Genomic DNA, 13607 nt, shown 5'->3' with positions numbered 1-13607 from the left:
AATGGGTATCGCGTTACTCTTGAGTGGCTTCAACCAGGGTTTCTTCGTCTGGGATCGTCACTTGGAGTTGAATGACACGACGGTTATCGGCAGCGGTGACTTTGAAGTTGTAACCTTCAATTTCAACCAGTTCACCACGAGAAGGTAAGTGACCAAAGGCAGTCATGACCATGCCACCAACGGTATCTACTTCCTCATCGCTGAAGTTAGTTCCAAATGTCTCATTAAACTCTTCGATGGTTGTCAGCGCTCTGACAGCAAACGTATGCTTGCTAAGCTTACGAATGTCTGTCTCTTCGCTTTCATCGAATTCATCTTCGATATCCCCGACGATTTCTTCAAGGATATCTTCAATGGTCACAAGACCAGAAACACCACCGAATTCATCGACAACAATGGCCATATGATAACGTTCTTCACGGAACTCTTTCAGCAGTCGATCAACGCGTTTACTTTCCGGTACCACAACGGCTGGTCGAATAACTTCTTCGATATCAAATGGATTACTGCCTGAGCCTAAGTATTTAAGTAAGTCCTTCGCAAGAAGAATGCCTTCCACATGGTCTTTATCTTCGCTGATCACAGGGTAGCGAGAGTGTTGAGCATCGGTAATCAAGGCAACCAAGGTATCAAGGTCGTGAGTACGCTCAACCGTAACCATTTGCGAACGCGGGATCATAATGTCACGCACGCGCATTTCGGAGATTTCCATAACACCTTCAAGCATATCGCGGGTGTCATGGTCAATCAGGTCATTGACTTCAGAGTCACGGATAACATCCACAAGCTCTTGGCGATCTTTTGGTTCGCCCTGAAATAATTGACCTAGACGTTCAAAGAAGGACTTTCTACTCGGACCTTCTGCCTTTTCTTTCTTATCTTCGTTAGAAGAGGGAGAATTATCTTCGTTCATTGTTTCTCAATTAAGTAACGCTATCAGAAGTGTGATAGCACACATAGAGAGGCGAACACGAGAATCATTTTGGTGGTTCGCCTTTCCCTGCTGAATAGCCAATGGCTACTCTTTTTCAGCAATGTAAGGGTCTTCATAGCCCATACCTTGCATGATTTCGGTTTCGAGGGACTCCATCTCTTCGGCTTCGTCATCCTCAATATGATCATAACCTAGCAGATGCAAGCTGCCATGTACAACCATATGCGCCCAATGTGCTAACAGAGGCTTGTTCTGTTCAATTGCCTCTTTTTCAACGACTTGGCGGCAAATAATTAAGTCGCCAAGTAAATCTATTTCCATACCCGGAGGAGCTTCAAATGGAAAAGACAGCACATTAGTCGGTTTATCTTTACCACGATACTCATGGTTAAGCGTGTGACTTTCTTGTTCATCCACAATGCGAATGGTCACTTCGGCTTGTGGCTGGAAGAGAGGAATCGTCTTATCTAGCCACAATTGGAAATCTTGCTGCGAAGGCAGCCCTTCTTCATTTTCGACTGCCAGTTGCAGATCAAGTTCAATCGCCATGATTATTCCTTAGTGGAAGCAACTTGTGCATTCAGTTCAGCTTTTGCTGCTTCTAGTAACTTCGCATCGCGTTCTTCACGACGACGCTTCTCGAACTCTTTACGCTCTTTCTGGTCTTGTGCTTCCCACTTCTCATACGCGTTAACGATACGAGCAACCACTGGGTGACGTACAACGTCGTCTGCTAAGAAGAAGTTAAAGCTGATGTCGTCGACTTCGCTTAATACTTCAATAGCATGACGAAGACCTGATTTTGCACCACGAGGTAAGTCGATTTGCGTGACGTCACCAGTGATAACTGCGCGAGAGTTAAAACCAATACGCGTTAGGAACATCTTCATCTGCTCAACCGTGGTGTTCTGACTCTCATCAAGAATGATGAAAGCGTCGTTTAGAGTACGACCACGCATGTAAGCAAGAGGGGCTACCTCAATCACGTTACGTTCAATCAGCTTCTCTACGCGCTCAAAGCCCAACATTTCAAATAGGGCATCGTATAGCGGACGTAGGTATGGGTCGACTTTCTGGCTTAAGTCACCAGGTAGGAAGCCCAGTTTCTCACCGGCTTCAACCGCAGGGCGCGTCAATAGAATACGACGGATCTCTTGGCGCTCTAGTGCGTCAACTGCTGCAGCAACGGCAAGATAAGTTTTACCTGTACCAGCTGGGCCAATACCAAAAGAAATATCATGCGTGACCATATTAACCAAGTACTGCGCTTGGTTTGGCGTACGTGGTTTGATCACACCTTTCTTGGTTTTGACGAAGACTTCTTTACCATGCTCGATATTAGACTCAGTATTCTGCTCAAGAACACCAGACTCTTTAATCGCTAAATGGATCTGTTCAGGCTCAATGTCTGGGATCTCACCTCGTACAGGTGCGGTATCAACATACAGAGTTTTCAGGATATCCAGCGCAGCTGATGCGGTATGAGGTTTACCGACAATTGTAAAATGGTCACTACGGTGGTTAATTTCAACGCCTAGACGACGTTCTAAATGCTTGATGTTGTCATCGAATGGACCGCACAGGCTAGCAAGTCGGCGGTTGTCGGAAGGTTCTAGGTTAATTTCTAGAGTTACGATTTTATTACTCAATGTTGCCTCTCATTTTTTGCCACTTAATGAGAGCCTGATAACGACCAGGCTCTCCATGGCTATTTATACGAGCTTATGGCGTAAAAGTAGCTACACCCAGCTCATCTTCGCGACGTGTTTTCGCCATCATCTGCGTTGGGGAAATCACACTACGAAGATCCATGTCTTTTTCAGTACGTACTAGCTCACCACGCAGTGAGTTCGCAAATACGTCTACGATCTTCACATCAACGAACTGACCAATTAGGTCTGCACTACCTTCAAAGTTTACTACACGGTTGTTTTCTGTACGAGCGCGTAGTTCCATTAGGTTTTTCTTCGAAGGACCTTCAACTAGAACACGTTGTTCTGTGCCAAGCATTAAGCGAGAGTAACGCATCGCTTGAGCATTGATAGTTTGCTGTAGTTCGTAAAGGCGCTCTTTCTTCACTTGTTCTGATACATCACAAGGGTAATCCGCTGCTGGCGTACCTGGACGTGGAGAGAAGATGAAGCTGAAGCTCATGTCAAAGTCTACATCTTTGATTAGCTTCATTGTGTCTTGGAAGTCTTTGTCTGTCTCACCAGGGAAACCAACAATAAAGTCTGAACTGATTTGAATATCAGGACGAGCTTTACGCAGTTTACGGATGATCGACTTGTACTCGATAGCGGTGTGAGGGCGTTTCATCATAGTTAGGATACGGTCACTACCACTTTGCACAGGTAAGTGCAGGAAGCTCACAAGCTCTGGCGTATCTTCGTAAACCGCGATGATGTCGTCAGTGAATTCTAGCGGGTGGCTCGTTGTGAAACGAATACGGTCGATACCATCGATAGACGCAACCAAACGAAGCAGTTCTGCAAATGAACAGATTTCACCGTCGTGTGTTGGACCGCGGTACGCGTTTACGTTTTGACCCAGTAGGTTTACTTCACGTACGCCTTGTTCAGCAAGCTGTGCGATTTCGAACAGCACATCATCCATTGGACGGCTTACTTCTTCACCACGAGTGTACGGTACGACACAGTAAGTACAGTACTTCGAGCAGCCTTCCATAATAGAAACGAATGCTGTCGCGCCTTCCGCACGAGGCTCTGGTAGGCGGTCGAACTTTTCGATCTCTGGGAACGAAATGTCCATAACTGGTGCGTCATCCGACTGAGATTGTTTGATCATCTCAGGTAGGCGGTGCAGAGTTTGTGGGCCAAAAATAACGTCGACGTATGGTGCACGTTCACGAATATGGTCACCTTCTTGCGTTGCTACACAACCACCTACACCGATAACTACGCCAGGTTTTTTATCTTTTAGTGTTTTCCAACGGCCTAGCTGGTGGAAAACTTTCTCTTGCGCTTTTTCACGGATCGAACAGGTGTTAAGTAGAAGTACGTCTGCTTCCTCTGGCTCTTCCGTCAGCTCGTAGCCGTTTGCAGCATTAAGCAGGTCGGCCATTTTTGATGAATCGTATTCGTTCATCTGGCAGCCCCAGGTTTTAATTAGCAGTTTCTTACTCATCTCACTTTCGCTCGTTCAGTTGTACTTAAATTGGAGAGCTATTGCTCAAATTATAGCCGCCATCACGGCGGTAAGCGGCGTATTGTACTGCTTTAAAAAGCACCTGACTAGTGATCTGGCTAATTCTCTGCAAAGCCTGATGAAATCTAGTTTTTCGCCCTATGCAGAACAAGGTTTTTTGTTAAACAATTTTGTAAAAATAGCCATGGAAAGTACAATAAAAAACGCCAATTAATCAGCACGATGAAGAGTAAAAAATGAACAAGTATGACATCGCCGTGATCGGTGGCGGTATGGTTGGGGCAGCCGTCGCTGTTGGATTTGCCAAGCAGGGCAGAAGCGTTGTCTTGGTTGAAGGTGCAAAACCCAAAGCTTTTGATGCCGCTCAGGCGATGGATATTCGCGTATCTGCGATTTCGCACCAGTCGGTGGAGTTACTTGATTCACTCGGCGCATGGTCAGAAATTAAAAGTATGCGAGTTTGCCCTTATCGGCGTTTAGAAACTTGGGAGCACCCGGAGTGCCGTGCTCGTTTTCACTCTGATGAACTGTCATTGGAGCAGCTAGGTTATATCGTTGAAAACCGCCTAATCCAATTAGGTCTTTGGCAAGTCTTCTCTCAGTATGACAATCTAACCGTGATGTGTCCCGAGCGATTAAAAGACATTGAGTTTGCAGATGTAAACCTTGTGACACTAGAAAGTGGGGTGCAGTTTGAAGCTAACTGGGTAATTGGTGCTGATGGTGCAAACTCTAAAGTTCGTCAATTGGCTGGAATTGGTGTGACTGCGTGGGATTACCGACAACACTGCATGTTGATTAACGTGAAAACAGAATTGCCACAGCAAGATATCACTTGGCAACAATTTACTCCTTCAGGCCCGCGTTCATTTTTACCTTTGTGCTCTTTGACTAATGAAGACGGTCAAGAAGTAGGCCAAGGTTCGTTGGTTTGGTATGACTCGCCAAAACGCATTAAACAACTGTGTGCGATGGGTAAACCTCAACTAAGGGAAGAAATCTTACGTCATTTCCCTGTTGAATTGGGCGATATTGAAGTTTTACAGTTTGGCTCATTCCCACTCACTCGTCGTCATGCGCAAAGCTACTCAAGCAAAAATTGCGTATTAGTAGGTGACTCTGCTCATACGATCAATCCGCTTGCAGGGCAAGGGGTAAACTTAGGCTTCAAAGATGTAGACGTTCTCCTTTCGGTAACAGAACACCAAGAACAGCTGGAAGATGCCTTACTCGCGAAATACGAACGTGCACGTCGACCTGACAACTTACTCATGCAGACTGGCATGGACTTTTTCTATAAAGGTTTTAGCAACGACCTTGGGCCATTGAAGTTTGTACGTAATGCTGCATTGAAGTTTGCTGAAAACTCAGGACCGATCAAGGCTCAAGTACTGAAATACGCTTTAGGTATGTAGTAAGTTACTCAATCCACAGATAGAAAAAAAGCGATCCATGAGCTCGCTTTTTTAATTCGGCAAATCTAATGATTTCCCGAGTCCAGAACCAAAAAAAGAAAAAACCCAGCAAAATCATGCTGGGTTTTCCGATAATGGTGCGGAAGGAGAGACTTGAACTCTCACACCTTGCGGCGCCAGAACCTAAATCTGGTGCGTCTACCAATTCCGCCACTTCCGCAACTTGATCTGTAGATATCAAGATAATTGGTAAAATCTCAATATCGTTGTGTATGGCAGGGCTACCTGGATTCGAACCAGGGAATGGCGGCATCAAAAGCCGCTGCCTTACCGCTTGGCGATAGCCCTACAGCGTAAATAGTCAAAGACTACTTAACCTCTCTTATCGAGAGAAAGAATGGTGCGGAAGGAGAGACTTGAACTCTCACACCTTACGGCGCCAGAACCTAAATCTGGTGCGTCTACCAATTCCGCCACTTCCGCGTATTCTGATAGTGTAGATTAATTTAAGATGGTGCGGAAGGAGAGACTTGAACTCTCACACCTTGCGGCGCCAGAACCTAAATCTGGTGCGTCTACCAATTCCGCCACTTCCGCATCTTAAATCTACGTGACTGATAGCTTATGCTAGCAATCCAATCAATGGTGGCTACGACGGGATTCGAACCTGTGACCCCATCATTATGAGTGATGTGCTCTAACCAGCTGAGCTACGTAGCCATTTTAAACTTTTGATCAAGAATGGTGCGGAAGGAGAGACTTGAACTCTCACACCTTGCGGCGCCAGAACCTAAATCTGGTGCGTCTACCAATTCCGCCACTTCCGCAACTTATTCTATAGTTATCAAGGTAATTAGTAAAAACCTAAATAACGTTGTTTATGGTGGCTACGACGGGATTCGAACCTGTGACCCCATCATTATGAGTGATGTGCTCTAACCAGCTGAGCTACGTAGCCATTTTAAATTTTTGATCAAGAATGGTGCGGAAGGAGAGACTTGAACTCTCACACCTTGCGGCGCCAGAACCTAAATCTGGTGCGTCTACCAATTCCGCCACTTCCGCAACTTGATCTGTAGATATCAAGATAATTGGTAAAATCTCAATATCGTTCCTGTATTTCAAGGAAAATAATGGCAGGGCTACCTGGATTCGAACCAGGGAATGGCGGCATCAAAAGCCGCTGCCTTACCGCTTGGCGATAGCCCTACTTTGCTCTAATAAAAGAGACTTCAATAATGGTGCGGAAGGAGAGACTTGAACTCTCACACCTTGCGGCGCCAGAACCTAAATCTGGTGCGTCTACCAATTCCGCCACTTCCGCAACTTGATCTGTAGATATCAAGATAATTGGTAAAATCTCAATATCGTTGTATATGGCAGGGCTACCTGGATTCGAACCAGGGAATGGCGGCATCAAAAGCCGCTGCCTTACCGCTTGGCGATAGCCCTACATTGCTCTAATAAAAGAGACTTCAATAATGGTGCGGAAGGAGAGACTTGAACTCTCACACCTTGCGGCGCCAGAACCTAAATCTGGTGCGTCTACCAATTCCGCCACTTCCGCAACTTATTCTGTAGTTATCAAGGTAATTGGTAAAAACCTAAATAACGTTGTTCATGGTGGCTACGACGGGATTCGAACCTGTGACCCCATCATTATGAGTGATGTGCTCTAACCAGCTGAGCTACGTAGCCATCTTTTGGAGCGAGACAATATAAACCTTCACGCTCTCAGTGACAACCCCTTTTATAAAGGAATCTCACTTGAATAATGGCAGGTCTACCTGGATTCGAACCAGGGAATGGCGGCATCAAAAGCCGCTGCCTTACCGCTTGGCGATAGACCTGCAGGCAATAGTCACAATGACTATTCAAAATATGGTGCGGAAGGAGAGACTTGAACTCTCACACCTTGCGGCGCCAGAACCTAAATCTGGTGCGTCTACCAATTCCGCCACTTCCGCATCTATTCCTAATTGCTCTGATAAAAAGAACACTTAGGAATGGTGGCTACGACGGGATTCGAACCTGTGACCCCATCATTATGAGTGATGTGCTCTAACCAGCTGAGCTACGTAGCCAAAACCATATTTTTTGCTCTCAACGCTTTGTTGTCTTGTCGTTGGGAACGGCGCGCATTATGCGAAGTTGAGTGAGATCCGTCAACAGTTTTTTTTAATAAATTTCGGAAAAAACCTCGTTCGCTTCCTTTTTAAACAAAGAGGCGTGTTTATGATCTAAAACTGGAAATAAATTAGCTCGCAGTTAGGTAATTTATTTTTGCTCATTTACTTAAGGTATTAAAAAAGCCAGCTTAGCAGCTAGCTTTTAGTGTAAATGAAGTGTTTAAAATTCATTCATTTAATTAAACATTGAAGCGGAAGTGTACAACATCACCATCTTTTACGATGTAGTCTTTACCTTCTAGACGCCATTTACCTGCGTCTTTTGCGCCATTTTCACCATTGAATTGGATGAAATCGTCGTAACCGACTACTTCTGCACGAATAAAGCCTTTCTCGAAGTCAGTGTGGATCTTACCTGCAGCCTGAGGCGCAGTTGCACCAACAGGGATTGTCCACGCACGTACTTCTTTAACACCTGCCGTGAAGTAGGTGTGAAGAGTCAGTAGCTCGTAACCAGAGCGAATTACACGGTTCAGCCCCGGTTCTTCGATCCCCATATCCGCTAGGAATTCTTCGCGATCTTCATCTTCTAGTTCAGATAGTTCAGATTCGATAGCTGCACATACCGGTACAACGACGTTGTTTTCTTTTTCTGCGAACTCGCGAACCGCATCTAGATATGGGTTATTTTCGAAACCATCTTCGTTTACGTTTGCAATGTACATAGTTGGCTTCAGTGTAAGGAAGTTTAGGTAGCCGATTGCTGCTAACTCTTCTTTAGATAGCTCAACTGTGCGTGCCATGCCGCCTTCAGTTAGTACTGGTAACAGTTTTTCTAGTACTGTTAGTTCAAATTTTGCGTCTTTATCGCCGCCTTTTGCCTTCTTCGCGTTACGTTGAATCGCGCGCTCACAAGAATCAAGGTCAGCCATTGCAAGTTCAAGGTTGATCACTTCGATATCTTCGATAGGTGAAACTTTACCTGAAACATGAACAATGTTTTCGTTTTCAAAACAACGTACAACGTGGCCAATCGCGTCTGTTTCACGGATGTTAGCTAGGAATTTGTTACCTAAACCTTCACCACGTGATGCACCAGCAACAAGACCAGCGATGTCCACGAACTCCATCGTCGTTGGAAGAACTCTCTGTGGGTTAACGATCTTAGCTAGTGCGTCTAGACGTAGATCTGGCACAGGAACCACACCAGTGTTTGGTTCAATGGTACAGAACGGGAAGTTTGCTGCTTCGATACCCGCTTTAGTTAGTGCGTTGAACAGAGTTGATTTACCTACGTTAGGTAGACCAACGATGCCACATTTAAAACCCATGATAGTAACCTTATTCAGCTTTGAACGTGTGGAGGCGATTTTGTGCTTTAGATAGGCCATCCTTAATCAGGATATCTAGACAACGAACAGCCTCATCAGCTGCTGCATCTAAAAGCTCTTGCTCTTTAGCTGGCGCTTTACCTAATACAAAACCCGCCACTTTATCTTTGTGTCCCGGATGACCAATGCCAATGCGAAGACGATAAAAATCTTTGTTATTGCCCAGTTTGCTAATGGTGTCACGCAGACCGTTGTGTCCACCGTGACCCCCACCTTTTTTAAACTTAGCGACACCTGGCGGTAAGTCTAGCTCGTCATGAGCGACCATGATCTCTTCAGGTTTAATTTGATAAAATTTCGCAAGCGCTGCGATCGATTTACCTGATAGATTCATGAAAGTGGTTGGGATAAGCAAACGGAGATCCTGGCCATTGACCATAATGCGTCCTGTTAGACCAAAAAACTTTGGTTCGTTCTTCAGTGTAACGTTGTGAACGCGTGCTAACTCTTCTACAACCCAAGCGCCCGCATTGTGACGAGTTCTGGCGTATTCTGGTCCTGGATTAGCAAGACCAACAAGAAGTTTGATTTGTTGACTCAAGGTTAGGATCTCTCTGGAATCTCAAAAAGCGCAGTATGATAGCACAGAATTCTCGCAGTGGGCGACCAAGGGATTTTCTGGTTATCAGTACAAATAAAAAAACACCCCAAAGAGGGGTGCTTTTGAAATCAGTGTAACTGAAATGTTCGGATTAGTTGAACATTGCAGAGATTGACTCTTCGTTGCTGATACGACGAATCGCTTCAGCTAGCATGCGAGATAGGCTTAGTGTTGTCACTTTGCCTGTTGCAGCCATCTCTTTAGATAGAGAGATAGAGTCAGTTACGATAACTTGGTCAAGAACTGAGTTCTTGATGTTGTCCGCAGCGTTGCCTGAGAATACAGCGTGAGTAGCGTAAGCGAATACACGCTTAGCACCGCGCTCTTTTAGTGCTTCAGCTGCTTTACATAGTGTGCCACCTGTGTCGATCATGTCATCAACGATCACACAGTCACGACCTTCAACATCACCGATTAGGTTCATTACTTCAGAAACGTTTGCACGTGGACGACGCTTATCTACGATTGCGATGTCGATGTCGCCTAGTGCTTTTGCTGTTGCGCGAGCACGAACAACGCCACCTAGGTCAGGAGATACCACAACAGGGTTATCTAGACCGCGAGCCTGCATATCTTCAAGTAGCACTGGCGTGCCGAAGATGTTGTCTACAGGTACATCGAAGAAGCCTTGAATTTGCTCTGCGTGTAGGTCGATAGTTAGAACGCGGTCAACACCAACGTTAGATAGGAAATCAGCAACAACTTTTGCAGTAATTGGCACACGCGCAGAACGTACACGACGGTCTTGGCGAGCGTAGCCGAAGTAAGGGATAACTGCAGTGATACGGCCTGCTGAAGCACGGCGCATTGCATCAATCATAACAACCAATTCCATTAGGTTGTCGTTAGTCGGTGCACAAGTGGATTGAATGATGAAAACATCGCTACCACGAACATTCTCATTGATTTGAACTGCAACTTCGCCATCAGAAAAGCGAGAAACAGATGCATCACCAAGAGAGATGTAAAGACGATCAGCAATACGTTGGGCTAGTTCAGGTGTTGCGTTACCAGCAAATAGCTTCATATCAGGCACAGTGGAAACCTCGGGTTTGCGTCCAGTTTAAATAGGTCGGTGTGAGGCTGATTGGTATTCAGCCAAAGTCTCTTTTAATGGCGAAATATTGCGCCCTTGAGCGACAAATGCCGAGACTTTATCAGAGAGTTGTGCAAGGATAGTTTCTGCTTCAGATTTGCTCGAAAATTCAGCAAAAACGCAAGATCCTGTCCCCGTCAATCTTGACGGCGCGTATTGTAGCAGCCAAGAAAGTTGCTTATCAACCTCTGGGTAGAGCATTCGTACAATTTTTTCGCAATCGTTTACGCTTGGCGTATTTAAAAGTGTTTCTAGATCTCGTTTTGGGGTGTTTCGCGTTAGATCTGGATGACAAAAAACGTCGACGGTTGCGATAGAAACATTCGGTCTGACGACTAAATACCACTTTTCTTCTGGATAAGCGGGGGAGAGTTTCTCGCCAACACCTTCAGCGAAAGCTGCAAATCCGCGCACAAATACGGGCACGTCTGCGCCCAACTTTAAACCAATTTCAGCCAGTTCATCGTCAGTTAGATTCAGTTGCCACAAGTAGTTCAGTGCCACTAGTGCTGTAGCTGCATTCGATGAGCCCCCACCAATGCCCCCACCCATAGGCAGCACTTTCTGTAGCTCAATATGCGCGCCAAAAGGGCAGTTTGAGTAAGCTTGAAGCGCGGTTGCTGCTTTCCATATTAGGTTGTCTTTTAGCGGAACGCCTTCGATTTCAGGGGAAATGGTGATCTCGCCAGACTCGTTGGCTTTTATGGTCAGTTCATCGCCGTGATCGACGAATTGGAATAAGGTTTGTAACTCGTGGTAGCCATTTTCTGTGCGACCGTTGATGTATAGAAAGAGATTCAATTTCGCTGGTGATGGCCAGCGGGTTGAAAGTTCGATCATTGGGTGATGTTCCATTTTGTGATCACTAGATTTATTTTTACGTCAGCAGTGGTGAGTTTCAGTTTATTTGGCAGTGGTAGAGACTGCTCATGCCATTGAACGTCGCCATACCGTTGATAAGCAATACTCCAATCATTTAAACCAATTTGTTTGTTTAACGCTTGCAGTGTATTGGTTGGGGACAATTGGAATTTGTCGGCATCGGTCGGTAGGCCTAATAGCCAGTCAGGCATGTGTTCAACGGGCATCATTAACCCCGTAAGACGGTAAATTAGCTGGTTTGCACTGCGAGAGGAAAGGACCTGGTCGTCGTAAGTTTCTACTGTGGCACCTTGTGGTGTGATGGTGAGCTTTAATGCCGTTTGACCAAGAATCGTTGTTAAACGTAGTTGACTGAGTGCTGAAGAATGTTTCCAGTAGAAATTTAAATTTTGTCTTTGGTCTGGGCCAATATAACCAAGTTTTCCCGTTGCTTGAAAATCTTGGATGGCCTCGAGTCGTTGCTCATGAGCTTGCCATTCAACGCTGGTAACACTTTCAGGAACGGAGGAACAACCAGCGAGCAGTAAGCTCGACAAGAAAAAAAGAATAAAGGAGCGTAACGTCATGTTTGATGGCTTATTGATCAGTTTCGTCGGGAATCGCTCACAACTATAGCATTGAAAAGTCGCAGTTAGGAAAACAAATCCGGCTTACCCTTTCAATAAATGCGTGCTTACAGTAAAATTCTGGACCTATTTTATAACCTATCCCAGAGATACCACGTTAGATGTCCTTGCTTGCTATTGGAATCAATCACAATACAGCGTCTGTCGACTTGCGAGAGAAGGTGGCGTTTGGTCCGGATAAACTCGGCCCTGCACTCGAGCAACTTAGAGAGCACGAAGCGGTTAACGGCAGTGTGATTGTTTCAACCTGTAACCGAACTGAGTTGTACTGCGATGTTAAGCAAGGAGCGCGAAATAAGTTAATCGATTGGCTTGCTCAGTTTCATCAAGTGAGCCGCGAAGATTTAATGCCGAGTTTGTATGTGCATGAAGAACAAGCCGCAATTAAGCATTTGATGCGCGTATCATGTGGGCTAGATTCTCTGGTGTTGGGTGAGCCTCAAATTTTGGGGCAGGTAAAGCAAGCATTTTCTGACTCGCGAGATCATCAAGCCGTCGATGCTTCAATTGATAAACTGTTTCAAAAGACGTTCTCAGTCGCAAAGCGTGTGAGAACAGAAACAGATATCGGCGGTAATGCTGTGTCCGTGGCTTATGCCGCATGTACATTGGCGAAACATATTTTTGAGTCGTTATCTGATTCAACCGTGCTTTTGGTTGGTGCGGGTGAGACGATTGAACTGGTCGCGAAGCATTTAGCATCCAACGGCTGCACAAAAATGATTGTCGCAAACCGTACCAAAGAGCGCGCGCAAGGCTTAGCGGATCAATTTGGCGCAGAAGTCATCAGTTTAAACGAAATTCCTGAACATTTGGCGAAAGCGGATATCGTGATTAGCTCAACGGCGAGCCCATTGCCTATTATTGGCAAAGGTATGGTCGAAACTGCTCTGAAGCAGCGCCGACATCAACCTATTTTGTTAGTCGATATTGCGGTGCCGCGAGATGTAGAGTCGGAAGTCGGTGAACTGAACGACGCATATTTGTATTCGGTTGATGACTTGCAATCTATCATCGACAGCAACATTGAGCAGCGTAAAGTCGAAGCGATTCAAGCCGAAGCGATTGTTAGTGAAGAAAGCGCTGCGTTTATGACATGGTTGCGTTCACTGCAAGCCGTCGATAGTATTCGCGACTATCGCAAATCAGCCAACGAAATTCGTGAAGAGTTACTGAGCAAAAGTTTGCAATCTTTAGCGGCAGGCGCAGATCCGGAGAAAGTGCTGCGCGAGCTGAGTAATAAACTCACCAACAAACTGATTCACGCTCCAACTCGCGCATTGCAAAGTGCAGCAGAGCAAGGCGAACCAGCAAAATTAACGATTATCCGCCAAACACTTGGCTTGGATGATCTATAACTCACGC

At 45.6% G+C, this 13607-nt stretch carries 11 protein-coding genes and 16 tRNA genes; 2 read left to right on the top strand and 25 right to left on the bottom strand.

Translation table 11 applies throughout. The features are described 5' to 3' along the window. Positions 1 to 13: 13 nt before the first annotated feature. From corC to miaB, 4 genes are all read right to left on the bottom strand, one after another. A complete protein-coding gene (gene corC / locus B7360_RS06095) occupies positions 14 to 913 on the bottom strand; it encodes a CNNM family magnesium/cobalt transport protein CorC (RefSeq protein WP_005384118.1) in 900 nt (299 codons plus the stop codon). 105 nt (positions 914 to 1018) lie between these two features. Next, complete coding sequence (gene ybeY, locus B7360_RS06090) at positions 1019 to 1483, bottom strand: rRNA maturation RNase YbeY (protein ID WP_005391311.1); 465 nt, start codon at positions 1481 to 1483, stop codon at positions 1019 to 1021. A gap of 2 nt (positions 1484 to 1485) precedes the next feature. After that, entirely contained in the window at positions 1486 to 2583 is a 1098-nt protein-coding gene (locus B7360_RS06085) for a PhoH family protein (protein ID WP_005373033.1), read from the bottom strand. 73 nt (positions 2584 to 2656) lie between these two features. Continuing rightward, positions 2657 to 4081, bottom strand: coding sequence for a tRNA (N6-isopentenyl adenosine(37)-C2)-methylthiotransferase MiaB (gene miaB, locus B7360_RS06080; RefSeq protein WP_005391310.1), 1425 nt, complete (start codon positions 4079 to 4081; stop codon positions 2657 to 2659). Between the two features lie 257 nt (positions 4082 to 4338). Between miaB and B7360_RS06075 the strand changes: the two genes are divergently transcribed. Beyond that, positions 4339 to 5517 carry a 2-octaprenyl-3-methyl-6-methoxy-1,4-benzoquinol hydroxylase gene (locus B7360_RS06075; protein ID WP_085342955.1) on the top strand — a complete coding sequence of 393 codons (1179 nt, stop codon included), beginning with the start codon at positions 4339 to 4341 and terminating at the stop codon, positions 5515 to 5517. 135 nt (positions 5518 to 5652) lie between these two features. On the opposite strand, the gene B7360_RS06070 is transcribed toward B7360_RS06075, so the two are convergent. The 21 genes from B7360_RS06070 to lolB form a co-directional block, all read right to left on the bottom strand. Next, positions 5653 to 5737 (bottom strand) — tRNA-Leu (locus B7360_RS06070). A 53-nt stretch (positions 5738 to 5790) separates the two neighbouring features. Continuing rightward, positions 5791 to 5865 (bottom strand) — tRNA-Gln (locus B7360_RS06065). Between the two features lie 50 nt (positions 5866 to 5915). Further along, a tRNA-Leu gene (locus tag B7360_RS06060) sits at positions 5916 to 6000 on the bottom strand. A gap of 29 nt (positions 6001 to 6029) precedes the next feature. Continuing rightward, a tRNA-Leu gene (locus B7360_RS06055) sits at positions 6030 to 6114 on the bottom strand. Between the two features lie 46 nt (positions 6115 to 6160). Continuing rightward, a tRNA-Met gene (locus B7360_RS06050) sits at positions 6161 to 6237 on the bottom strand. Positions 6238 to 6259: 22 nt separating this feature from the next. Then, positions 6260 to 6344, bottom strand: a tRNA-Leu gene (locus B7360_RS06045). Between the two features lie 54 nt (positions 6345 to 6398). Continuing rightward, a tRNA-Met gene (locus B7360_RS06040) sits at positions 6399 to 6475 on the bottom strand. Between the two features lie 22 nt (positions 6476 to 6497). Then, positions 6498 to 6582: transfer RNA gene (locus tag B7360_RS06035), tRNA-Leu, on the bottom strand. Positions 6583 to 6651: 69 nt separating this feature from the next. Then, a tRNA-Gln gene (locus B7360_RS06030) sits at positions 6652 to 6726 on the bottom strand. Positions 6727 to 6756: 30 nt separating this feature from the next. Then, positions 6757 to 6841: transfer RNA gene (locus B7360_RS06025), tRNA-Leu, on the bottom strand. Positions 6842 to 6894: 53 nt separating this feature from the next. Next, positions 6895 to 6969: transfer RNA gene (locus B7360_RS06020), tRNA-Gln, on the bottom strand. A 30-nt stretch (positions 6970 to 6999) separates the two neighbouring features. Then, positions 7000 to 7084, bottom strand: a tRNA-Leu gene (locus B7360_RS06015). A 54-nt stretch (positions 7085 to 7138) separates the two neighbouring features. Further along, positions 7139 to 7215 (bottom strand) — tRNA-Met (locus tag B7360_RS06010). Between the two features lie 77 nt (positions 7216 to 7292). Beyond that, positions 7293 to 7367 (bottom strand) — tRNA-Gln (locus B7360_RS06005). 32 nt (positions 7368 to 7399) lie between these two features. After that, positions 7400 to 7484, bottom strand: a tRNA-Leu gene (locus B7360_RS06000). Between the two features lie 40 nt (positions 7485 to 7524). Then, positions 7525 to 7601 (bottom strand) — tRNA-Met (locus tag B7360_RS05995). Between the two features lie 284 nt (positions 7602 to 7885). Then, positions 7886 to 8977 (bottom strand): redox-regulated ATPase YchF, encoded by a 1092-nt coding sequence (ychF, locus tag B7360_RS05985; protein ID WP_005393178.1) that lies wholly within the window; start codon positions 8975 to 8977, stop codon positions 7886 to 7888. A gap of 10 nt (positions 8978 to 8987) precedes the next feature. Beyond that, the gene (gene pth / locus B7360_RS05980) at positions 8988 to 9578 is read right to left on the bottom strand and encodes an aminoacyl-tRNA hydrolase (protein ID WP_005384112.1); all 591 of its coding nucleotides are present in this window, start codon (positions 9576 to 9578) and stop codon (positions 8988 to 8990) included. Positions 9579 to 9729: 151 nt separating this feature from the next. Continuing rightward, positions 9730 to 10674: a ribose-phosphate pyrophosphokinase gene (locus B7360_RS05975; protein WP_005393176.1), complete on the bottom strand. Its 945-nt coding sequence runs from the start codon at positions 10672 to 10674 to the stop codon at positions 9730 to 9732. A gap of 27 nt (positions 10675 to 10701) precedes the next feature. Continuing rightward, on the bottom strand, positions 10702 to 11574 hold the full coding sequence (ispE, locus tag B7360_RS05970) for a 4-(cytidine 5'-diphospho)-2-C-methyl-D-erythritol kinase (protein ID WP_005393173.1): 873 nt from the start codon (positions 11572 to 11574) through the stop codon (positions 10702 to 10704). After that, a complete protein-coding gene (gene lolB, locus B7360_RS05965; protein ID WP_053807691.1) occupies positions 11571 to 12182 on the bottom strand; it encodes a lipoprotein insertase outer membrane protein LolB in 612 nt (203 codons plus the stop codon). Before lolB ends, ispE begins: the two co-directional genes overlap by 4 nt. A 161-nt stretch (positions 12183 to 12343) precedes the next feature. Here lolB and hemA point away from each other — a divergent pair, with 161 nt between their 5' ends. Beyond that, positions 12344 to 13600, top strand: a complete 1257-nt coding sequence (gene hemA, locus B7360_RS05960; protein WP_005384104.1) for a glutamyl-tRNA reductase — start codon at positions 12344 to 12346, stop codon at positions 13598 to 13600. Positions 13601 to 13607: the final 7 nt, after the last annotated feature.

Source organism: Vibrio sp. ArtGut-C1 (assembly GCF_002105475.1).
In the GTDB taxonomy this organism is placed as follows: Bacteria; Pseudomonadota; Gammaproteobacteria; order Enterobacterales; family Vibrionaceae; genus Vibrio; species Vibrio diabolicus.
This window is presented reverse-complemented; position numbering and strand designations above follow the sequence as displayed.

Bases quoted from the DNA above. Each gene is read 5' to 3' on its own strand.
- corC (WP_005384118.1), bottom strand. From the start codon at position 913: ATGAACGAAGATAATTCTCCCTCTTCTAACGAAGATAAGAAAGAAAAG.
- ybeY (WP_005391311.1), bottom strand. From the start codon at position 1,483: ATGGCGATTGAACTTGATCTGCAACTGGCAGTCGAAAATGAAGAAGGG.
- miaB (WP_005391310.1), bottom strand. From the start codon at position 4,081: ATGAGTAAGAAACTGCTAATTAAAACCTGGGGCTGCCAGATGAACGAA.
- B7360_RS06075 (WP_085342955.1), top strand. From the start codon at position 4,339: ATGAACAAGTATGACATCGCCGTGATCGGTGGCGGTATGGTTGGGGCA.
- ychF (WP_005393178.1), bottom strand. From the start codon at position 8,977: ATGGGTTTTAAATGTGGCATCGTTGGTCTACCTAACGTAGGTAAATCA.
- ispE (WP_005393173.1), bottom strand. From the start codon at position 11,574: ATGATCGAACTTTCAACCCGCTGGCCATCACCAGCGAAATTGAATCTC.
- lolB (WP_053807691.1), bottom strand. From the start codon at position 12,182: ATGACGTTACGCTCCTTTATTCTTTTTTTCTTGTCGAGCTTACTGCTC.
- hemA (WP_005384104.1), top strand. From the start codon at position 12,344: ATGTCCTTGCTTGCTATTGGAATCAATCACAATACAGCGTCTGTCGAC.